Consider the following 21,573-nt stretch of genomic DNA (forward strand, 5'->3'; position numbering starts at 1 on the left):
AGGACGAGCCTGCTCCCACCAGGCGGAGCGGGCTCGTCCCGCGATGAGGCCCTCGTCGTCACCCTATACCCAACTGTTTTCCAGATCGCGTGAACCCATGTCAACCAACGAGCACCTCAGCGAACTGATCCGCGCCAGCGATATCGAAACCGTCGACCGCTGGGCGTTGCCCAGTTTCGACCCTGAGCCGGAACCCGAGCCAGAGCCCGAGCCCGAAGTGGTGGAGGAGGTCGAGGAAGTGCCGCTGGAGGAGGTCCAGCCGCTGACCCTCGAAGAGCTTGAGGCAATCCGTCAGGAGGCCTACAACGAGGGCTTCGCCACCGGCGAACGCGAAGGTTTCCACAGCACCCAGCTCAAGGTTCGCCAGGAGGCCGAAGTGGCCCTCGCGGCCAAGCTCGCCAGCCTGGAACAGTTGATGGGGCACCTGCTCGAGCCGATTGCCGAACAGGACAGCCAGATCGAGAAATCCCTGGTGCAACTGGTGGCGCATATCACCCGACAGGTTATCGGTCGTGAGCTGAGCAGCGACTCCAGCCAGGTCACCCATGTGCTGCGCGAAGCACTGAAGCTGTTGCCAATGGGCGCGGAAAACATCCGTATCCATATCAATCCGCAAGATTTCGAGCTGGCCAAGGCCCTGCGCGAGCGCCACGAAGAAAACTGGCGCCTGCTCGAAGATGAGGCCTTGTTGCCGGGCGGCTGCCGGATCGAGACGGCGCATAGCCGGATCGATGCAACCATGGAAACCCGCATCGAGAAAGCCATCACCCAGTTGTTCGACCAGTTGCACGACCAGGGCCTGCACCCGGCTGCGCCGGACACCCTGATCGAGCTGGAACCCAACGATGCGCCTTGAACGCACCAGCTTCGCCAAGCGCCTGGGCAGTTATGCCGGGGCCATCGAGCTGCCGGCGCAACCGGTCGTCGAAGGCCGCCTGCTGCGCATGGTCGGCCTGACCCTCGAAGCCGAAGGCCTGCGCGCCGCGGTTGGCAGCCGCTGTCTGGTGATCAACGACGACAGCTATCACCCGGTCCGGGTCGAAGCCGAAGTCATGGGCTTCTCCGGTGACAAGGTGTTCCTCATGCCGGTCGGCAGCGTTGCCGGCATCGCGCCGGGTGCGCGGGTGGTGCCAGTGGCCGACAGTGGTCGGCTGCCGATGGGCATGAGCATGCTCGGGCGGGTGCTTGACGGCGCCGGCCGCCCGCTCGACGGCAAGGGCGGAATGAAAGCCGAAGACTGGGTGCCGATGGACGGCCCGACCATCAACCCGCTCAATCGCGACCCGATCAGCCAGCCGCTGGACGTAGGGATCCGCAGTATCAATGGCCTGCTCACCGTTGGCCGCGGCCAGCGTCTGGGTCTGTTCGCCGGTACCGGTGTGGGTAAGTCCGTGCTGCTGGGCATGATGACCCGCTTCACTGAGGCCGACATCATTGTGGTCGGGCTGATCGGTGAGCGGGGGCGCGAGGTGAAGGAGTTCATCGAGCACATTCTTGGCACCGAAGGCCTCAAGCGTTCGGTGGTCGTCGCGTCGCCGGCCGACGATGCGCCGCTGATGCGCCTGCGCGCCGCCATGTACTGCACGCGGATTGCCGAGTATTTCCGCGACAAGGGCAAGAATGTCCTGTTGCTGATGGACTCGCTGACCCGGTTCGCCCAGGCCCAGCGGGAAATCGCCCTGGCCATCGGCGAGCCGCCGGCGACCAAGGGTTATCCGCCATCGGTGTTCGCCAAGCTGCCCAAGCTGGTGGAGCGCGCCGGTAACGGTGAGGCTGGTGGCGGTTCGATCACGGCGTTCTACACCGTGCTGTCCGAAGGCGACGATCAGCAGGACCCGATTGCCGACTCGGCGCGGGGTGTGCTCGACGGGCATATCGTGTTGTCGCGGCGCCTGGCCGAAGAAGGTCATTATCCGGCCATCGACATCGAGGCGTCGATCAGTCGGGTGATGCCGCAGGTGGTCAGCCCCGAACACATGACTCAGGCGCAGCAGTTCAAGCAGCTGTGGTCGCGCCTGTCGCAAAGCCGCGACCTGATCAGCGTGGGTGCCTACGTGCCAGGTGGCGACCGGGAAACCGACCTGGCCATTGCCCTGCAACCGAAGCTGGTGCAGTTCCTGCGTCAGGGGCTGAATGAGAACGTCGGCCTGCAGCAGAGCGGCGAGCAACTGGCCGGCGTGTTCGCCCCGTCCGAGCAGGGCTGATAGCTTATGGCCCAGCCCAGCCGTGCCGCGCGCCTTGCGCCGGTGGTCGAGATGGCCGAAGACGCCGAGCGCAAGGCCGCGCAGCGTCTCGGTCAGTTTCAACAGCAGGTCAACCTGGCCCAGGCCAAGCTGGCCGAGCTCGACGAATTCCGCAACGAATACCAGAAACAGTGGCTCGACAAGGGCAGCCAGGGGGTTTCCGGCAACTGGCTGCTCGGTTACCAGCGCTTCCTCAATCAGTTGGAAAGCGCTGTCGGTCAGCAGCGTCAGAGCCTTACCTGGCACCAGAACAACCTGAACAATGCCCGTGGTACCTGGCAGCAGGCGTATGCGCGGGTGGAAGGGTTGCGCAAACTGGTGCAGCGCTACATGGATGAAGCGCGGTTGCTTGAAGACAAGCGCGAGCAGAAGCTGCTCGATGAGCTGTCGCAGCGCCTGCCGCGGCATGACCGTTACTGAGCGCGTCTGGTCGGTTCGGGTTGCCGAGCGTACCGGGGGCTGCTAAACCTCAATTGACTGCATTTGCCATTTTTCGAAGGAATCGCCTACATGGCAGTTGAATCCGCGCTGTCCCAGGATGGGAAGGAACTGATGATCCGCGTCAAGGGTCGTTTCGATTTCGGCAAGCATCAGGCGTTTCGTGACGCTTACGAGCGCAGCAATACGCTCAGCACGGTAGTGGTCGACCTCAAGGAGGCCACCTACCTCGACAGTTCGGCGCTGGGCATGCTGTTGCTGCTACGCGACCATGCCGGCGGCGACAACTCGCAGATCCAGGTGATCAACACCAATTCCGACGTGCGCAAGATCCTTGCCATCTCCAACTTCGACAAGCTGTTCCAGATCAGTTGAGCGCTGCCATGGCCGATCCGCAGGATCTGACCGTGCTGATCGTCGAAGACGGTGCTGCCGACCGTTTGCTGCTTGCGCGGATCGTGCGTACGCAGGGGCATGCCGTGCTCACTGCAGAGAACGGCGAGGAGGCGGTGGCGCTGTTTGCCGAGAAGCGCCCGCAGTTGGTCCTGCTCGATGCGATGATGCCGGTGATGGACGGTTTCGAGGCGGCGCGGCGGATCAAGGCGCTGGCCGGCGAAGCGCTGGTGCCGATCATCTTTCTGACCTCGCTTACCGAAGACCAGGCACTGGTGCGCTGCCTGGAGGCGGGCGGCGACGATTTTCTGGCCAAGCCCTACAGCCCGATCATCCTCTCGGCCAAGATCAAGGCCATGGACCGCATGCGCCGCCTGCATGCGACCACCCTCTCGCAGCGCGACCAGATTACCCGCCATCACAACCATTTGCTCAACGAGCAGCGCGTCGCCAAGGCGGTATTCGATCAGGTTGCGCATGCCGGGTGCCTCAGTGCGCCGAATATCCGTTACCTGCAATCGCCGTATGCGCTGTTCAACGGTGACCTGATGCTGGCCGCGTTTGCCCCGACCGGCGAGATGCATGTGCTGCTCGGTGACTTTACCGGCCATGGCCTGCCGGCGGCGGTGGGGGCGATGCCGCTGGCGGAAGTGTTCTACGGCATGACCGCCAAGGGCTACGGCCTGGCGGAAACCCTGCGCGAAATGAACGCCAAGCTCAAGCGCATCCTGCCGGTAGATATGTTCTGTTGCGCCTTGATGCTCAGCCTGAGCTTCGAGCGGCGCATGGTCGAGGTGTGGAATGGCGGCATGCCTGATGCCTATTTGTTGCCGGTCGCTGGCGGTGAGCCGTTGCCGCTGGTTTCCCGGCATTTGCCGCTAGGGGTGCTCGATTCGGCGCGGTTCGACGAGCGTACCGAGGTCTTCCCGCTGGCGTTGGACGACCGCCTGTTGCTGCTCTCCGATGGTGTGGTGGACACCTGCAACGACCGTGAGCAGCTGTTTGGCGTCGAGCGGCTGAAGCAGACGCTGCTGGCCAATCGGCAGCCCGAGCGGCTGTTCGAAGACGTGCTGGAGGCCTTGCAGCGTTTTGGCGGGCAGTCACGCGACGATGTCAGCCTGCTCGAAATTCGCGTGGTTGCCCCGCAGGCGCTGGCGCCACCGCCGTTGGTCTATTCCGACAGCGGGCAGTCCAGCCCGTTGGACTGGTCGCTGTCGTTCGAGTTTCGTGCGCAGACGCTCAAGCGCTTCAATCCGTTACCCTACCTGATGCAGGTGTTGCAGGAGATCCACGGCCTGCGGGTGCAGAGCGGGGCGTTGCACAGTGTGCTCAGCGAGCTGTATTCGAATGCTTTGGAGCATGGTGTGCTCGGGCTCGATTCCGGGCTCAAGCGTGACGCCCATGGATTCGCCACCTACTATCAAGAGCGCAACAGGCGTTTGCAGGCCCTGCAGGACGGCTTCATCCGCCTGCACCTGCATGTGGAACCGCAGGAAAGCGGTGGGCGTCTGATCATCGAGGTCGAAGACAGCGGCAAGGGCTTCGATGTCGGTAGGGTGCTGGCTCAGCCAGCGCTGGAGCAGCGCTTGTGCGGGCGTGGCTTGAGCCTGATCCGGCGCTTGAGCCGACACGCCGAATGGGCCGACGAGGGGCGCCGCGCGCGCGTGGAGTTCGCCTGGGAGGCTCTGGCATAATCAAACTTGATCAAGGAGTGAGCAAGTGTCCGACATTCAAATTGACCGCAAGGTGCTCAGCGACCTGCAGGTGGTCATGGAGGAGGGGTATCAGCACCTCCTGGAGACCTTTCTCGACGACTCGGAGAAACGCCTGGCGCAACTGCACGAGGCCAAGAGCGCCGAAGAGCTGAGCATGGCTGCGCACAGTTTCAAGGGTAGCAGCAGCAACATGGGCGCGCTGGCGCTGGCCGAGCTGTGTCGTCAGCTCGAAGAGCGCGTCAAGCAACGGCCGTTGTATGGCATCGAAGACCTGATCAACCAGATCGACCGCGAATACGCGGACGTTCGTCAGCTTTATCGCGACGAATGCCAGCGGGTCGCTGCCGGCTAGTCGAGATTTCGCGTCAGGCTGGCTGGACCTGGCGCGACTTTTGCTATCTCTTCGCTATTCGAGTTAATGCGCGCTCTTGCGGAGACCTTTTCATGCCCGTCGCTTCCAATCCCTTGCTGCAATCCGGTGCTGCCTCTGCGGTCGCGCGGGCGGCCGCAAACACGCCGGACAAATCGCCGCAGCCCTCTACCGACAAGGCTTCCGGGTTCTCCTCGGTGTATGCGCAGCAAACCCGCGACAAGGCCGATGCGGTGCCTGCCCGCGACAAGAACCCGCCAGTTGCCGGTGCGGCAAACACCGGCAAGCCGGCAGGCGACAAGGCGGCCGAGGTTGCCGACAGCGGCAAGGATTTGCCTGACGACAGCAGCGTCGACGCGACAAGCGTAACGCCAGGCACGCAAGAGGCTGCAGGCGATCCGCAATCGCTCGACCAGAGCCTGGTGGCCGGTCAGGTCACCGATGCCCAGCCAGGTGCCCAACTGATCCAGGCGCAGGCCGAAGCGGTGGCGCCGGTGGTGCAGGCTGCGGCGTTGCAGGCGCAAACGGTGCCGCCGGTACTGCCGGAAACTCCTGAGGAGCCGCCGTTCGACCCGGCCAGCGACCCGCTGGCCGATTTGCCGGCGGTGCGTCTGGCGCTGGAGCAGAACGCCCAGGCCCAGGGCACGACCTCGGCGCATGCCAAGCCGACGACTGCGCAGCCGGAAGCGGCGCCGAATCAGCCGGCCGTCAATACGCTGGCGGCCATGCTCGACAAGCCTGAGGCCGATGCCGGTCAGGGCGAACCGGGCGAGAAGGCTTTTGCCGGTCTGCTGGACGACGGCCTGAAGGATCTGAAGGGGGCTGCCAGCGACACGCGGGTCGATGATTTCGCCAACCGCCTGAGCGCGCTGACCCAGGCCGCCACACCGAAAACGGCCAATGCCGTGCCGTTGGCGGCGCCGTTGAACCAGCCGCTGGCGATGAACCAGGGCGGCTGGACCGAAGGGCTGGTCAACCGGGTCATGTACCTGTCGAGCCAGAGCCTGAAATCGGCGGATATCCAGTTGGAGCCGGCCGAGTTGGGCCGCCTCGACATTCGGGTGAACCTGGCGCCGGAACAGCAGGCGCAGATCACTTTCGTCAGCGGCCATGCCGGCGTGCGTGAGGCGCTGGAAGGCCAGGTGCACCGGTTGAAGGAAATGTTTGCCCAGCAGGGGCTCGCGCAACCGGACGTCAACGTTGCCGACCAGCAGCGTGGTCAGCAGCAGGGCCAGCCGCAGGATAGCCCACGCCTGAGCGGCGTGGCTGCACGCCGCAACGAGGCGGGCGGGGCGGTTGAAGACGATGCCCCGGCCGCTGCCCAACTGGTCGAACAGCAGAGTGTGGTTGGCTCCAGTGCGGTGGACTACTACGCCTGATCGTATCGGCAAGGCTTTGCCTTGCCGCGCAGGACAAGTCGGAGCGCCGCGCCGTCACTCTCACAGCGATCGATAGTCTCCTGGGCGCGCGGGCTCGTCCCGCGATGCTTTTTGACCTTTCGGCAAATCTGGCATAACACTTGCTCGACCCCACGCCATGTGGAACAAACCTCTTGTGAGTGACGGATTATTGGCATGGCGAAGAGCGACGCAGTGAAAGACCCCGCGGTAAAAGGAAAACTCAAGCTGATCCTGCTGCTGGTGCTGGCACTGCTGCTGGCCGTCGGTCTGTCGGTGGGGGCGACCTGGTTCTTCCTGCACAAGGCCGAGAGCAAGCCGCAAGTCGACCCGGCCCAGGTCAGCAACGTCAAGCCCGCTGCCATCTATGAGCCGCTGGCACCGGCCTTCGTGGTCAACTTCAACCAGAACGGCCGCCAGCGCTACATGCAGGTGAGCATCACCATGCAGGGGCGCGATCAGGCGGCGCTTGACGCCCTGAAAGTGCACATGCCGGTGATCCGCAACAACCTGGTCATGCTCTTCTCCGGGCAACCGTTCGAGACCCTGGCTACCCCGGTGGGGCAGGAAATGCTGCGCCAGAAGGCCACCGCCAGTGTCCAGGAAGTGGCGCAGAAGGAAGTCGGCAAACTGGTCATCGACCAGTTGCTGTTCACCAATTTCGTATTGCAGTAGGAGCCGAAGATGGCCGTGCAGGACCTGCTGTCCCAGGATGAAATCGATGCCCTCTTGCATGGTGTCGACGATGGTCTGGTGCAAACCGAGAGCAATGCCGAACCCGGCAGTATCAAAAGCTATGACCTGACCAGCCAGGACCGGATCGTGCGTGGCCGCATGCCGACCCTGGAAATGATCAACGAGCGCTTTGCCCGCTACACCCGCATCAGCATGTTCAACCTGCTGCGGCGCTCTGCCGACGTGGCAGTGGGCGGCGTGCAGGTGATGAAGTTCGGCGAATACGTGCACTCGCTGTACGTGCCCACCAGCCTCAACCTGGTCAAGATCAAGCCGCTGCGCGGTACCTCGCTGTTCATCCTCGACGCCAAGCTGGTGTTCAAGTTGGTGGACAATTTCTTTGGTGGTGACGGCCGTCACGCCAAGATCGAGGGGCGCGAGTTCACTCCGACCGAGTTGCGCGTGGTGCGCATGGTGCTGGATCAGGCCTTCGTCGACCTCAAGGAAGCCTGGCAGGCGATCATGCAGGTCAACTTCGAGTACATCAACTCGGAGGTCAACCCGGCCATGGCCAACATCGTTGGTCCGAGCGAAGCGGTGGTGGTCTCGACCTTCCACATTGAACTCGATGGCGGTGGCGGCGACCTGCATGTGACCATGCCGTATTCGATGATCGAGCCAGTGCGCGAAATGCTCGACGCCGGTTTCCAGTCCGACCTGGACGACCAGGACGAACGCTGGATCAAGGCCCTGCGCGAAGACGTGCTCGACGTCAGCGTGCCGATCAGTGCCACCGTCGCTCGTCGTCAGCTCAAGCTGCGCGACATCCTGCACATGCAGCCGGGCGATGTGATCCCGGTAGAGCTGCCGGACGAACTGGTGCTGCGCGCCAACGGCGTACCGTCGTTCAAGGCCAAGCTGGGCTCGCACAAGGGCACGCTGGCATTGCAAGTGACCGAGCCGATCGAGCGCCGCTGAGCACCGAACGGTTTACAACCCCCGAATTGATTGCCCCGTCGAGGACAAGATGGCTGACGAAAACAACCTTACTTCTGCAGAAGACCAGGCCCTGGCCGATGAGTGGGCGGCTGCGCTGAGCGAATCCGGCGAGTCCGGCCAGTCCGATATCGATGCGCTGCTGGGCGCCGACGCAGGCGCCGATGGTGGTGCCAGCCGGCTGCCGATGGAAGAGTTCGGCAGCTCGCCGCGCAACGCCAACGAACAGGTCACCCTGGATGGGCCGAACCTGGACGTGATCCTGGATATCCCGGTGAGCATTTCCATGGAAGTTGGTAGCACCGAAATCAACATCCGTAACCTGCTTCAGCTCAACCAGGGGTCGGTGATCGAGCTCGATCGCCTGGCCGGTGAGCCGCTTGACGTGCTGGTCAATGGCACGCTGATCGCCCATGGCGAAGTGGTGGTGGTCAACGAGAAGTTCGGCATCCGCCTGACCGACGTGATCAGCCCGAGCGAACGCATCAAGAAGTTGCGCTGAGTGAAACGCTTTCTTTGCCTTGCGCTGCTTGGCGTCGGCGGTTTCTGGCTGGATGTTGCCGAAGCGGTCGCGCAAGCGGCACCGGCGGCGGCCACCGCGACCGCGGCGGCCAGCAGCACCAGTGTGACCGGCCAGTTGACCCAGCTGGTGCTCGGCCTTTTGCTCGTGCTGGGGCTGATCTTCTTCCTCGCCTGGTTGCTGCGCCGCGTGCAAAACGCCACGCCGGGCGGCCGCCAGGCGATCGAGATCCTCGGCACGCGAGCGCTGGGCCCACGTGACCGGCTGCTGCTGGTGCAGGTTGGCAAGGAGCAGATTCTCATTGGCCACACGCCTGGCAACCTGACCGCGCTGCATGTGATGAACGAGCCGGTGGAGGTGTCGACCCCGGCCCGCCAGGCCCAGCCAGAATTCGCCCAGCGCCTGATGGAATTGTTGGGCAAGGATCAGAAGGACAAGTCGTGATGGGCGCATTGCGCATGATGTTGACGCTGCTGCTGGTACTGGCGGCGCCATTGGCGCTGGCCGCCGATCCGTTGTCGATCCCGGCGATCACCCTGTCCAGTGGCGCGGACGGTCAGCAGGAGTATTCGGTCAGCCTGCAGATCCTGCTGATCATGACCGCGCTGAGCTTCATTCCGGCGTTCGTCATCCTGATGACCAGCTTTACCCGGATCATCATCGTCTTCTCGATCCTGCGTCAGGCCCTGGGCCTGCAGCAGACGCCGTCGAACCAGATCCTCACCGGCATGGCACTGTTCCTGACGCTGTTCATCATGGCGCCGGTGTTCGACCGGGTGAATCAGGATGCGCTGCAACCGTACCTGGCGGAGAAGCTCCCGGCCCAGGAAGCGATTGCCAAGGCCCAGGTGCCGCTCAAGGACTTCATGCTGGCACAAACCCGGCAGAGCGACCTGGAGCTGTTCATGCGCCTGTCCAAGCGTACCGACATCGCCACCCCCGACCAGGCGCCGCTGACCATCCTGGTGCCGGCGTTCGTTACCTCGGAGCTGAAAACCGCATTCCAGATCGGCTTCATGATCTTCATCCCGTTCCTGATCATCGACATGGTCGTGGCCAGTGTGTTGATGGCCATGGGTATGATGATGCTGTCGCCGCTGATCATTTCCCTGCCGTTCAAGATCATGCTGTTCGTGCTGGTGGATGGCTGGGCGTTGATCATCGGCACCCTGGCTGGCAGTTTCGGCGGCGTCTAGCGCGCCCAGGAGAACGACATGACCCCTGAAGTTGCGGTCGATCTGTTTCGCGATGCGCTGTGGCTGACCACCATCATGGTGGCGGTGCTGGTGATCCCGAGCCTGTTGGTCGGGCTGCTGGTGGCGATGTTCCAGGCCGCTACCCAGATCAACGAACAGACCCTGAGCTTTCTCCCGCGCCTGCTGGTGATGCTGGTGACGCTGATCGTTGCCGGGCCCTGGCTGGTGCAGAAGTTCATGGAGTACATCCTGTCGTTGTACGGCAGCATTCCGCAGTTGATCGGCTGAGTCGGCGATGCTTGAGCTGACCGACACGCAAATCAGCACCTGGGTGGCGAGCTTCATCCTGCCGCTGTTCCGCGTGGCCGCTGTGCTGATGACCATGCCGATCTTCGGGACCACCCTGGTGCCGACGCGGGTGCGCCTGTATTTTGCCGTGGCGATTACCGTGGTCATCGTGCCTGGCTTGCCGCCGATGCCGCCGGTCAGCCCGCTCGATCTCAGCGGTTTGCTGCTGATTGCCGAGCAGATCATTATCGGTGCGCTGTTCGGCATGGCCCTGCAGCTGTTCTTCCAGGCCTTCGTGGTGGCCGGGCAGATCATCGCGATCCAGATGGGTATGGCCTTCGCCTCGATGGTCGACCCGGCCAACGGCGTCAACGTAGCGGTAGTCAGCCAGTTCCTGACCATGTTGGTGACCCTGCTGTTCCTGTCGATGAATGGCCATCTGGTGGTGTTCGAGGTGCTTACCGAGAGCTTCACCACCTTGCCGGTCGGCGGCGGACTGCTGGTCAATCACTACTGGGACCTGGTCGCGCACATGGCCTGGATGCTCGGTGCCGCACTGTTGCTGGTGCTGCCGGCAATTACCGCGCTGCTGGTGGTCAATATTGCCTTTGGCGTGATGACCCGGGCGGCGCCGCAGTTGAATATTTTTGCCATCGGTTTCCCGCTGACCCTGGTGTTGGGGATGGCGATCTTCTGGATCGGCCTGGCCGACATCCTTTCGCATTACCAGACGCTGGCCTCCGAAGCCCTGCAATGGTTGCGTGAACTGGCACGGGCGCGCTGAACATGGCTGAGAGCGAAAGCGGTCAGGACAAAACAGAAGACCCCACCGACAAGCGACGTAACGACGCCCGCGAGAAGGGCGAGATCGCCCGGTCGAAAGAGCTGAACACGGTGGCCATCATGCTGGCTGGTTCCGGTGCGCTCCTGGCCTTTGGTGGTGGCCTGGCCGAAGCGATGATGGAGCTGATGCGGGTCAATTTCACCTTGTCGCGCGAGGTGATCGTCGACGAGCGGTATATGACGGCATTCCTGCTGGCTGCCGGCAAGATGGCGCTGCTCGCCGTGCAGCCAGTGCTGCTGATCTTGCTGCTGGCGGCGCTGGTCGGGCCGATCGCGCTGGGCGGCTGGTTGTTCGCCACCGGCACCCTGGCGCCGAAGTTCAGCCGGATGAACCCGCTGGCCGGGATCAAGCGGATGTTCTCGATGCATTCGCTGGTTGAGTTGCTCAAGGCCCTGGCGAAGTTCTTTCTGATCTTGCTGGTGGCGCTGGTGGTGTTGTCCAACGACCGCGACGACCTCCTGGCGATTGCTCATGAGCCGCTGGAGCGGGCAATTATCCACAGTGTGCAGGTGGTGGGCTGGAGTGCCTTGTGGATGGCCACCGGGTTGTTGCTGATTGCGGCGGTGGATGTGCCGATTCAGCTCTGGCAGTCGAAGCAGAAGCTGATGATGACCAAGCAGGAAGTGCGCGACGAGTACAAGGACACCGAGGGCAAGCCGGAGGTCAAGCAGCGGGTTCGGCAGTTGCAGCGGGAAATCTCCCAGCGGCGGATGATGGCGGCGATTCCCGAGGCCGACGTGATCATTACCAACCCGACGCACTATGCGGTGGCGCTCAAGTATGACGCCGACAAGGGCAAGGCGCCGTTGTTGCTGGCCAAGGGGACCGATTTCATTGCCCTGAAGATTCGCGAGATTGCCAACGAGCACAAGATCCAGGTGCTGGAGTCGCCGGCATTGGCGCGGTCGATCTATTACTCCACGGAGCTGGAGGAAGAGATTCCGCAGGGCTTGTACCTGGCGGTGGCGCAGGTGCTGGCGTATGTCTACCAGATCCGCCAGTACCGTGCCGGCAAGGGCAAACCGCCGGAGCCGCTGAAGGACTTGCCGATTCCGCCGGATTTGCGGCGGGATAATTAAGGTGCCCTGATAGGCGCTGTCCCTGGAGCAGGCAAGCCAGCTCCTGCACGTATATGTGCCAATCCCTACCCTTTTTCAAAGTTGGAAGGCTTCTTGCAATGGCAGCGCCACGCGCCCGTGTGGCGTCAAAAGTTTGCTTGAAGAGGAAAATCGGTGGATCGCTCCCAGTTAATCAACAGCGCCCGTAACAACCTGGCCGGCCTCGGTCGGGGCAACCTGGGCGTGCCGCTGTTGCTGCTGATCATGCTGGCAATGATGATGTTGCCGATCCCGCCGTTCCTCCTTGACGTGTTCTTCACCTTCAACATCGCCCTGTCGATCGTGGTCTTGCTGGTTTGCGTGTACGCCCTGCGTCCGCTCGACTTCGCCGTGTTCCCGACCATCCTGCTGGTCGCTACCTTGCTGCGTCTGGCACTGAACGTTGCCTCGACGCGGGTGGTGATGCTCCATGGGCACGATGGTCACGCGGCCGCCGGTAAGGTGATCCAGGCCTTCGGTGAAGTGGTGATCGGCGGGAACTACGTGGTCGGTATCGTGGTGTTCGCGATCCTCATGATCATCAACTTCGTGGTGGTGACCAAGGGTGCCGGGCGGATCTCCGAGGTCAGTGCGCGCTTTACCCTCGACGCCATGCCCGGCAAACAGATGGCCATCGACGCCGACCTCAACGCCGGCCTGATCGACCAGGCCCAGGCCAAGGCCCGCCGCAGTGAAGTGGCCGCCGAGGCCGAGTTCTACGGCTCGATGGACGGTGCCAGCAAGTTCGTTCGCGGCGACGCCATCGCCGGCCTGCTGATCCTCTTCATCAACCTGATCGGTGGCATGGCCGTGGGTATGTTCCAGCACGGCATGACCTTCGGCGACGCCGGCCGGGTCTACGCCCTGTTGACCATCGGCGACGGTTTGGTGGCGCAATTGCCTTCGCTGCTGCTTTCCACCGCTGCCGCCATCATGGTGACGCGTGCCTCGGGTTCCGAGGAGATGGGCAAGCAGATCAACCGGCAGATGTTCGAATCGCCACGCGCGCTGGCGGTGTCCGGGGCGATCATGATCGTTATGGGGCTGGTCCCGGGCATGCCGCACATCGCCTTCCTCAGCCTCGGCCTGCTGGCCGGTGGCGCGGCCTACCTGGTGTGGCGCAAGCAGAACCTGGCAAAGATCAAGGCCGCGCAGGAGGCGGTGCGCCAGCAGGACCTGTTGCCGTCGCCACAGCGCGCCTCGGAAACCAAGGAGCTGGGCTGGGACGACGTTACCCCGATCGACATGATCGGCCTGGAGGTCGGCTACCGGCTGATTCCGCTGGTCGACCGCAACCAGGGTGGGCAGTTGCTGGCACGGATCAAGGGGGTGCGCAAGAAGCTCTCGCAGGACCTCGGCTTCCTCATGCCCACCGTGCACATCCGCGATAACCTCGACCTGGCACCGAGTGCCTACCGCCTGACCTTGATGGGGGTGATCCTGGCCGAGGCCGACATCTACCCGGAGCGGGAGATGGCGATCAACCCCGGGCAGGTGTTCGGCACGCTCAACGGTATCACCGCCAAGGACCCGGCCTTCGGCCTGGAAGCGGTGTGGATCGACGTCAATCAGCGCGCCCAGGCGCAGTCGCTGGGTTACACCGTGGTCGATGCCAGTACCGTGGTCGCCACCCACCTCAACCAGATTCTCTACAAGCATTGCCATGAGCTGATTGGTCACGAGGAAGTGCAGCAACTGTTGCAGGTGCTGGCCAAGGGCTCGCCGAAACTGGCCGAGGAGCTGGTGCCGGGCATCCTGTCGTTGTCCGGGTTGCTCAAGGTGCTGCAGGCGCTGCTGGCCGAACAGGTTCCCGTCAGGGATATCCGCAGCATCGCCGAAGCCATCGCGAACAATGCTGGCAAGAGTCAAGATACCGCCGCGCTGGTGGCCGCCGTGCGCGTCGGATTGTGTCGCGCTATCGTGCAAAGCATTGTCGGCGTTGAGTCCGAGCTGCCTGTGATCACCTTGGAACCAAGGTTGGAACAGATTTTGCTCAATAGTCTGCAAAGGGCCGGGCAGGGTCAGGAAGACGGTGTTCTTCTTGAACCGACCATGGCTGAAAAGCTTCAGCGTTCGTTGATCGAGGCTGCCCAGCGTCAGGAGATGCAAGGGCAGCCGGCGATCCTGCTGGTCGCAGGACCAGTCAGGGCGATGTTGTCGCGCTTCGGCCGCCTGGCTGTACCGAATTTGCATGTTTTGGCGTATCAGGAAATACCTGACAACAAGCAAGTCACCATCGTTGCCACAGTAGGCCCCAACGGCTGAGGTAGTGGGTTATGCAAGTTAAGCGTTTTTTCGCCGCCGATATGCGTCAAGCCATGAAGCTGGTTCGTGATGAGCTGGGGGCCGATGCCGCCATCATCGGCAACCGACGGATTGCTGGCGGTGTCGAGCTGACGGCGGCGCTGGACTACAAGCTGTCCGCCCTGACGCCAAGGGTTCCTAACCGCGCCTTGGAAGACGAGCTGCGCAAGACCCAGTCGCGCATCGTTACCGCCCAGGCCGAGCTGAGCAACCGCGCAGAAGCCGAAGACGACGGTCGCCAGCTGTTCGCCGGGTTGTCGCTGACCGCTTCCGAGCCGCTGGTCGAGCCACCGGTCGAGACGCCGGCGCCGGCGGCGCCGGTCGCCGCGCCGATCGATCAGCGCCTGTTCGACTCGATGCGTTCCGAGCTGTCTGGCCTGCGTGAACTGCTGGAAGTGCAGCTCGGCTCGCTGGCCTGGAGCCAGTTGCAAGGCAGCAAGCCGCAGCAGGCCAACCTCTGGCGGCGCCTGCAGCGCATCGGCCTGTCCGGTCCGCTGGCTAGCGAGCTGCTTGAGCTGACCGCTGAAATCGAAGAGCCACGGCAGGCCTGGCGCATGCTGCTGGCGCACCTGGCGCGCAAGATCCAGGTGCCGGAGGTCGAACCGATCGAAGAGGGTGGGGTGATTGCCATGGTCGGCCCGGCCGGCATGGGCAAGACCACCACCCTGGCCAAGCTGGCGGCGCGCTACGTGCTCAAGTATGGCGCGCAGAACCTGGCGCTGGTGAGCATGGACAGTTTTCGTATCGGCGCACAGGAGCAGCTGAAAACCCTCGGCCGCATCCTCAATGTCTCGGTCACCCACGTCGACCCGGGCCAGTCCCTGGCGCAGGCGCTCGATCCGTTGCTGCGCAAGCGCGTGGTGTTGATCGATACCGCCGGCCTGCAGGCCAGCGACCCGGCGCTGCGCATGCAACTCGAAACCCTGGCCGGGCGCGGGATCCAGGCGAAAAATTATCTGGTCCTGGCCACCACCAGCCAGAAGCAGGTGCTCACCGCCGCCTATCACAGCTACAAGCGCTGTGGCCTGGCCGGTTGCATCCTGACCAAGCTTGATGAAACGGCCAGCCTGGGCGACGTCCTGAGCCTGGCCATCAGTCATGAACTGCCCGTGGCCTATCTCACCGATGGTCCGCGCATTCCTGACGACCTGCACCTGCCGCGCCCGCACCAGTTGGTCAGTCGTGCCGTCAGCGTGCAGATGCAGGACGATCCAAGCGAAGAGGCCATGGCCGATATGTTCGCCGATCTCTACCACAGCAACGGCAAGCGTGTCGGCTGAGGTGAATGTGTATACGTTGCAAAGTACCTACATCAATGGTCTGCCAGGCATTTTTCAGGTGTTTGAAAGCGCAGCCCGGTCATGTGGCCTCGGTCTAAGTAAGACAAGGTAAAGAACAAACATGGGTAGCATGCATCCCGTACAGGTGATCGCCGTAACCGGCGGTAAAGGTGGCGTCGGCAAGACCAATGTGTCGGTGAACTTGTCACTGGCGCTGGCCGAACTCGGCCGTCGTGTCATGCTGCTGGACGCCGATCTGGGCCTTGCCAATGTCGACGTCCTGCTGGGCCTCACGCCCAAGCGGACCCTGGCCGACGTTATCGAGGGCCGCTGCGAGCTGCGCGACGTGCTCCTGCAGGGCCCTGGCGGTGTGCGCATCGTTCCGGCCGCCTCGGGCACCCAGAGCATGGTGCACCTGGCGCCGGCCCAGCATGCCGGGCTGATCCAGGCCTTCAGCGAGATCGGCGACAACCTCGACGTGCTGGTAATCGACACCGCTGCGGGTATTGGTGACTCGGTAGTCAGCTTTGTTCGCGCCGCCCAGGAAGTGCTGCTGGTGGTGTGCGACGAGCCGACCTCGATCACTGACGCCTACGCGCTGATCAAGTTGCTCAATCGCGACTACGGCATGAACCGTTTCCGCGTGCTGGCGAACATGGCACAGAGCCCGCAAGAGGGGCGCAATCTGTTCGCCAAGTTGACCAAGGTCACGGATCGCTTCCTCGATGTCGCCCTACAATACGTCGGTGCCGTGCCCTACGACGAATGTGTGCGCAAGGCGGTGCAGAAGCAGCGAGCGGTCTATGAAGCCTTCCCGCGTTCCAAGTGCGCGCTGGCGTTCAAGGCCATTGCTCAGAAGGTCGATACCTGGCCGCTGCCTGCCAACCCGCGTGGACACCTGGAATTCTTCGTCGAACGGCTGGTACAGCCGACCAGCGCAGGGCCCGTGCTATGAGTGCGAGCGGCTACCGGATGTACAGCAAGGCTTCGCGCGACGCCCAGTATGAATTGATCGAACGTTATGCGCCGCTGGTCAAGCGCATCGCCTATCACCTGCTGGCCCGTCTGCCGGCCAGTGTGCAGGTCGAAGACCTGATCCAGGCCGGAATGATCGGCCTGCTCGAGGTGGCCAACAAGTACGACTCGAGCAAGGGCGCCAGTTTCGAAACCTACGCCGGTATCCGTATCCGTGGGGCAATGCTTGATGAGGTGCGCAAAGGCGATTGGGCGCCGCGTTCGGTACACCGTAATACCCGTATGGTGAGTGACGCGATTCGGGCAATTGAAGCAAAAACCGGGCGTGACGCTAAAGATCACGAGGTTGCTGCCGAACTTCAATTGAGTCTCGACGATTACTACGGGATTTTGAACGATACCTTGGGCAGCCGCCTGTTCAGTTTCGACGACCTGTTGCAGGACGGCGAACATGAAGGCCTGCACGAGGATGGCGCCAGTGCCCAGCTCGAGCCTTCGCGCGATCTGGAAGACGAGCGCTTTCAGGCAGCCCTGGCCGATGCGATCGCCAACCTGCCGGAACGCGAACGTCTGGTCCTGGCGCTGTACTACGACGAAGAGCTGAACCTCAAGGAAATCGGTGAGGTGCTGGGGGTCAGCGAGTCGCGGGTCAGCCAGTTGCACAGCCAATGCGCCGCACGTTTGCGCGGGCGGCTGGGAGAATGGCGGGCTCGTTGAACGCAGGTTCGATGCAGTCGTGAAATGTAGTGCCGGAATTGATTGAAGTGCGCGTTCAGCGCTGAGCGCGTTAAAGACTGCTTGGAGGTCTAATTGAACAAAGACATGAAAATCCTCATCGTTGACGATTTTTCGACGATGCGGCGGATCATCAAGAACCTGTTGCGTGACCTGGGTTTCACCAATACCCAGGAAGCCGACGACGGCACCACCGCACTGCCCATGCTGGAAAGTGGTCACTTCGATTTCCTCGTGACCGACTGGAACATGCCCGGTATGTCCGGCATCGACCTGCTGCGCAAGGTGCGCGCGGACGAGCGCCTCAAGCACCTGCCGGTGCTGATGGTGACCGCCGAGGCGAAGCGCGAGCAGATCATCGAAGCGGCCCAGGCCGGTGTTAACGGTTATGTGGTCAAACCATTTACCGCCCAGGTGCTGAAAGAAAAGATCGAGAAGATCTTCGAGCGCGTCAATAGCTGAGGTACGCCACGGGGGCGCTATGGAGCACAAACATTCGTCTTTGGACGACTTCGAGTCGACGCTGAAGAAGCATGCGCGCGAACTGGTCGACAGTCTTGAAAAAGGCCAGTTCGGCGACGCGGTACAACTGATCCATCAGCTGAACCAGACCCGTGATCGTGGCCTGTACCAGGAAGTTGGCAAGCTCACCCGCGAATTGCACAGCGCGATCGTCTCGTTTCAGATCGATCCGCAAATGCCGCAGGCCGAGGAAGTCTCGCAGATCACCGACGCCACCGAGCGCTTGTCCTACGTGGTCAAGCTCACCGAAGGCGCGGCGAACCGGACCATGGACCTGGTCGAGGAGAGCACTCCGGTGCTCCACGAGCTGAGCGATGAAGCCCGCGACCTGCGTACCGACTGGCAGCGCTTTCTGCGCCGTGAAGTCGCCGCGCCGGAGTTCCGCGAGCTGATGCACCGCATTGACCGGTTCCTGGAGCGTAGCGAGGAGGGCAGCCGCAAGGTGGCTGGTCATCTCAACGACATTCTTCTGGCGCAGGACTACCAAGACCTGACCGGCCAGGTGATCAAGCGTGTTACCACGCTGGTCACCGAAGTAGAAAGCAATCTGCTCAAGCTCGTGCTGATGGCCAGTCAGGTCGACCGCTTTGCCGGTATCGAACATGATCACCAACAGCTACGTGCTGAAAAAGATCACGAAAAACATCCGACTCGGGGTGAAGGTCCGCAGATTCATGCCGATAAGCGTGAAGACGTCGTGTCCGGTCAGGACGATGTCGACGATCTGCTGTCCAGCCTGGGTTTTTAAGGAGCACGTTTAATGAGCTTCGGCGCCGATGAAGAAATCCTTCAGGATTTCCTGGTAGAAGCCGGCGAAATTCTTGAGCAACTGTCCGAACAACTGGTCGAGCTGGAAAGCCGTCCGGATGATGCCGACCTGCTCAACGCCATTTTTCGCGGTTTCCACACTGTAAAAGGGGGCGCCGGCTTCCTCCAGCTCAACGAGCTGGTGGAGTGCTGCCACATCGCCGAGAACGTGTTCGACATCCTGCGCAAGGGTGAACGGCGCGTTGATGCCGAACTGATGGACGTGGTCCTGGAAGCCCTGGACACCGTCAACAACATGTTCGGCCAGGTGCGTGAGCGTACCGATATCACCGCCGCCACACCGGAACTGCTGGCCGCCCTGGCGCGCCTGGCAGAACCTGCCGGCGCCGAGGAAGTGGCCGCCGTGCCGGAAGTCGAGGTGGCGCCGGAGCCAGCTGCCGAAGACACCTCAGGTGACATCACCGACAGCGAATTCGAGCAACTGCTCGACTCGCTGAATGCGGTCAAGGCCGAAGCCGAGGCACCGGCTGCGGCGCCGGCCGGCGAAGAAATCACCGACGCCGAGTTCGAATCGCTGCTCGACCAGTTGCACGGCAAAGGCCAGTTCGCCGCCGACAACCTGGGCGCCACGGCGGCCCCGGCTGCCGCTGCCGCTGCACCGGACAGCGCTGCCGCCAGCGACGAGATCACTGACGACGAGTTCGAATCGCTGCTCGACCAGTTGCACGGCAAAGGCACCTTCGCCGCCGATGCATTGCCAGCAGCCAGCGACGCCGCTGCTGCTCCGGCAACTGCCGGCAGCGATGAAATCAGCGAACACGAATTCGAAGCGCTGCTCGACCAGTTGCATGGCAAGGGCAAGTTCGTCGCCGATAGCGTGGCCGGCGCTGCCGCCCCCGCGGCCGTTGCTGCAGCGGTAGAAGCCAAGCCGGCGCCCAAGCCAGCAGCCAAGCCGGCAGCCGCGGCGCCAGCCCCGGTGGCGAAACCCGCTGCCGCAGCGGCACCGGCCCGTCAGGCCGCCGCGCCTGCTGCCGAGAAGCATGAAGCCGAAACCACCGTGCGGGTCGATACCGCGCGCCTGGACGAGATCATGAACATGGTCGGCGAACTGGTACTGGTGCGTAACCGCTTGGTGCGCCTGGGCCTGAACAGCGGCGATGAGGCCATGTCCAAGGCCGTGTCGAACCTCGACGTGGTCACCGCCGACCTGCAGACCGCGGTGATGAAAACCCGCATGCAGCCGATCAAGAAGGTCTTCGGTCGCTTCCCACGGCTGGTTCGCGACCTCGCCCGGCAGTTGAAGAAAGACATCAACCTGGAGCTGGTCGGTGAAGAAACCGACCTCGACAAGAACCTCGTCGAGGCGCTGGCCGACCCGCTGGTGCACTTGGTGCGCAACGCGGTCGACCACGGTTGCGAAACCCCGGAAGAGCGCGAAGCGGCGGGCAAGTCCCGTGGTGGCAAGGTCGTGCTCTCGGCCGAGCAGGAAGGCGACCACATCCTGCTGTCGATCTCCGACGACGGCAAGGGCATGGACCCGAATGTGCTGCGTGCCAAGGCCGTGGAAAAGGGCCTGATGGACAAGGACGCGGCCGACCGCCTGAGCGAATCGGACTGCTACAACCTGATCTTCGCCCCGGGCTTCTCGACCAAGACCGAAATCTCCGACGTGTCCGGCCGTGGCGTGGGCATGGACGTGGTGAAAACCAAGATTTCCCAACTCAACGGTTCGATCAACATCTACTCGGCCAAGGGCCAGGGTTCGAAGATCGTCATCAAGGTGCCGTTGACCCTGGCGATCATGCCGACGCTGATGGTCATGCTCGGCAACCAGGCGTTCGCCTTCCCGCTGGTCAACGTCAACGAGATCTTCCACCTCGACCTGTCGCGCACCAACGTGGTCGACGGTCAGGAAGTGGTGATCGTGCGCGACAAGGCGTTGCCGCTGTTCTACCTCAAACGCTGGCTGGTCAGTTCCGCCGCTCATGAAGAGCAGCATGAAGGCCATGTGGTGATCCTTTCCGTTGGCACCCAGCGCATCGGCTTTGTCGTCGATCAACTGGTCGGTCAGGAGGAAGTGGTTATCAAGCCGCTGGGCAAGATGCTCCAGGGCACCCCGGGCATGTCGGGCGCCACCATTACCGGTGACGGGCGCATTGCGCTGATCCTCGATGTGCCGAGCATGCTCAAGCGTTACGCCGCGCGGCGTATTTGATCCCGGTGGCGCGGCCTGTCGGTCGCGCCCCCTAATGGAGTGTTTATGGCAGTCAAGGTCCTGGTGGTGGATGATTCCGGTTTCTTCCGCCGCCGTGTCTCGGAAATTCTTTCAGCGGACCCGACTATCCAGGTCGTGGGTACTGCGACCAACGGCAAGGAAGCGATCGACCAGGCACTGTCGCTCAAGCCCGATGTCATCACCATGGACTATGAAATGCCCATGATGGATGGCATCACCGCGGTCCGTCACATCATGCAACGCTGCCCGACGCCGGTGCTGATGTTCTCTTCGCTCACCCATGAAGGCGCTCGGGTTACCCTCGATGCACTGGATGCCGGTGCGGTGGATTACCTGCCGAAGAACTTCGAAGACATCTCGCGCAACCCGGAGAAGGTCAAGCAGCTGCTTTGCGAAAAGGTTCACACCATCTCGCGCAGCAACCGCCGCGCCAGCAGCTACGCGAGCATGCCCAGCGCGGCGCCGAGTCCGGCCCCGAGCAGCGCGCCTGTCGCCCCCAGCAGCCTGACGTCGCCCCCGGCGCGCCGCGTTGCCCCGGCCCCGGCGCGTGCTGCCGCCGCCCCCAGCCCGCCCGCCCCGAC

General features: G+C 62.9%; 23 protein-coding genes. All 23 read left to right on the forward strand.

Going from position 1 to position 21,573, the window contains the following annotated elements; all coding sequences use genetic code 11:
• Window positions 1–97: 97 nt before the first annotated feature.
• Complete coding sequence (gene fliH / locus DCO48_RS09785; RefSeq protein WP_116550400.1) at window positions 98–856, forward strand: flagellar assembly protein FliH; 759 nt, start codon at window positions 98–100, stop codon at window positions 854–856.
• On the forward strand, window positions 846–2,204 hold the full coding sequence (gene fliI, locus DCO48_RS09790; protein ID WP_116550401.1) for a flagellar protein export ATPase FliI: 1,359 nt from the start codon (window positions 846–848) through the stop codon (window positions 2,202–2,204). The genes fliH and fliI overlap by 11 nt, the downstream gene beginning before the upstream one ends.
• Before the next feature lie 6 nt (window positions 2,205–2,210).
• Complete coding sequence (gene fliJ, locus DCO48_RS09795; RefSeq protein WP_116550402.1) at window positions 2,211–2,663, forward strand: flagellar export protein FliJ; 453 nt, start codon at window positions 2,211–2,213, stop codon at window positions 2,661–2,663.
• A gap of 90 nt (window positions 2,664–2,753) precedes the next feature.
• Window positions 2,754–3,056 carry an STAS domain-containing protein gene (locus DCO48_RS09800; RefSeq protein WP_116550403.1) on the forward strand — a complete coding sequence of 101 codons (303 nt, stop codon included), beginning with the start codon at window positions 2,754–2,756 and terminating at the stop codon, window positions 3,054–3,056.
• A gap of 8 nt (window positions 3,057–3,064) precedes the next feature.
• Window positions 3,065–4,768 (forward strand): fused response regulator/phosphatase, encoded by a 1,704-nt coding sequence (locus DCO48_RS09805; RefSeq protein WP_116550404.1) that lies wholly within the window; start codon window positions 3,065–3,067, stop codon window positions 4,766–4,768.
• Between the two features lie 25 nt (window positions 4,769–4,793).
• Window positions 4,794–5,141: an Hpt domain-containing protein gene (locus tag DCO48_RS09810; RefSeq protein ID WP_116550405.1), complete on the forward strand. Its 348-nt coding sequence runs from the start codon at window positions 4,794–4,796 to the stop codon at window positions 5,139–5,141.
• A gap of 92 nt (window positions 5,142–5,233) precedes the next feature.
• Window positions 5,234–6,538, forward strand: a complete 1,305-nt coding sequence (locus tag DCO48_RS09815; protein ID WP_116550406.1) for a flagellar hook-length control protein FliK — start codon at window positions 5,234–5,236, stop codon at window positions 6,536–6,538.
• A 195-nt stretch (window positions 6,539–6,733) separates the two neighbouring features.
• Entirely contained in the window at window positions 6,734–7,231 is a 498-nt protein-coding gene (gene fliL / locus DCO48_RS09820) for a flagellar basal body-associated protein FliL (RefSeq protein ID WP_116550407.1), read from the forward strand.
• Window positions 7,232–7,240: 9 nt separating this feature from the next.
• Window positions 7,241–8,209, forward strand: a complete 969-nt coding sequence (fliM, locus tag DCO48_RS09825; RefSeq protein ID WP_116550408.1) for a flagellar motor switch protein FliM — start codon at window positions 7,241–7,243, stop codon at window positions 8,207–8,209.
• 49 nt (window positions 8,210–8,258) lie between these two features.
• Window positions 8,259–8,729 (forward strand): flagellar motor switch protein FliN, encoded by a 471-nt coding sequence (gene fliN / locus DCO48_RS09830; RefSeq protein WP_116550409.1) that lies wholly within the window; start codon window positions 8,259–8,261, stop codon window positions 8,727–8,729.
• Window positions 8,730–9,191, forward strand: coding sequence for a flagellar biosynthetic protein FliO (gene fliO / locus DCO48_RS09835; protein WP_371919496.1), 462 nt, complete (start codon window positions 8,730–8,732; stop codon window positions 9,189–9,191).
• On the forward strand, window positions 9,191–9,943 hold the full coding sequence (gene fliP, locus DCO48_RS09840; RefSeq protein WP_116550410.1) for a flagellar type III secretion system pore protein FliP: 753 nt from the start codon (window positions 9,191–9,193) through the stop codon (window positions 9,941–9,943). The genes fliO and fliP overlap by 1 nt, the downstream gene beginning before the upstream one ends.
• 18 nt (window positions 9,944–9,961) lie before the next feature.
• Window positions 9,962–10,231: a flagellar biosynthesis protein FliQ gene (gene fliQ / locus DCO48_RS09845; RefSeq protein ID WP_116550411.1), complete on the forward strand. Its 270-nt coding sequence runs from the start codon at window positions 9,962–9,964 to the stop codon at window positions 10,229–10,231.
• Between the two features lie 7 nt (window positions 10,232–10,238).
• On the forward strand, window positions 10,239–11,015 hold the full coding sequence (gene fliR, locus DCO48_RS09850) for a flagellar biosynthetic protein FliR (protein ID WP_116550412.1): 777 nt from the start codon (window positions 10,239–10,241) through the stop codon (window positions 11,013–11,015).
• 2 nt (window positions 11,016–11,017) lie between these two features.
• Entirely contained in the window at window positions 11,018–12,154 is a 1,137-nt protein-coding gene (flhB, locus tag DCO48_RS09855) for a flagellar biosynthesis protein FlhB (protein ID WP_116550413.1), read from the forward strand.
• Between the two features lie 153 nt (window positions 12,155–12,307).
• On the forward strand, window positions 12,308–14,437 hold the full coding sequence (gene flhA, locus DCO48_RS09860; protein ID WP_116550414.1) for a flagellar biosynthesis protein FlhA: 2,130 nt from the start codon (window positions 12,308–12,310) through the stop codon (window positions 14,435–14,437).
• Window positions 14,438–14,448: 11 nt separating this feature from the next.
• Window positions 14,449–15,756, forward strand: a complete 1,308-nt coding sequence (gene flhF / locus DCO48_RS09865) for a flagellar biosynthesis protein FlhF (protein WP_116550415.1) — start codon at window positions 14,449–14,451, stop codon at window positions 15,754–15,756.
• Window positions 15,757–15,877: 121 nt separating this feature from the next.
• The gene (fleN, locus tag DCO48_RS09870) at window positions 15,878–16,711 is read left to right on the forward strand and encodes a flagellar synthesis regulator FleN (RefSeq protein WP_038613333.1); all 834 of its coding nucleotides are present in this window, start codon (window positions 15,878–15,880) and stop codon (window positions 16,709–16,711) included.
• On the forward strand, window positions 16,708–17,448 hold the full coding sequence (gene fliA, locus DCO48_RS09875) for an RNA polymerase sigma factor FliA (RefSeq protein WP_116550416.1): 741 nt from the start codon (window positions 16,708–16,710) through the stop codon (window positions 17,446–17,448). The genes fleN and fliA overlap by 4 nt, the downstream gene beginning before the upstream one ends.
• Before the next feature lie 105 nt (window positions 17,449–17,553).
• Entirely contained in the window at window positions 17,554–17,928 is a 375-nt protein-coding gene (locus tag DCO48_RS09880; RefSeq protein ID WP_038996366.1) for a chemotaxis response regulator CheY, read from the forward strand.
• 19 nt (window positions 17,929–17,947) lie between these two features.
• Window positions 17,948–18,736, forward strand: a complete 789-nt coding sequence (locus tag DCO48_RS09885) for a protein phosphatase CheZ (protein ID WP_116550417.1) — start codon at window positions 17,948–17,950, stop codon at window positions 18,734–18,736.
• Between the two features lie 12 nt (window positions 18,737–18,748).
• Window positions 18,749–20,971, forward strand: a complete 2,223-nt coding sequence (locus DCO48_RS09890; RefSeq protein ID WP_116550418.1) for a chemotaxis protein CheA — start codon at window positions 18,749–18,751, stop codon at window positions 20,969–20,971.
• Between the two features lie 45 nt (window positions 20,972–21,016).
• Window positions 21,017–21,573: response regulator (locus DCO48_RS09895; RefSeq protein ID WP_116550419.1), on the forward strand; the 557-nt coding region annotated here is incomplete at its 3' end.

Origin of the sequence: Pseudomonas sp. SDI (genome assembly GCF_003105155.1) — a bacterium.
GTDB lineage: Bacteria > Pseudomonadota > Gammaproteobacteria > Pseudomonadales > Pseudomonadaceae > Aquipseudomonas.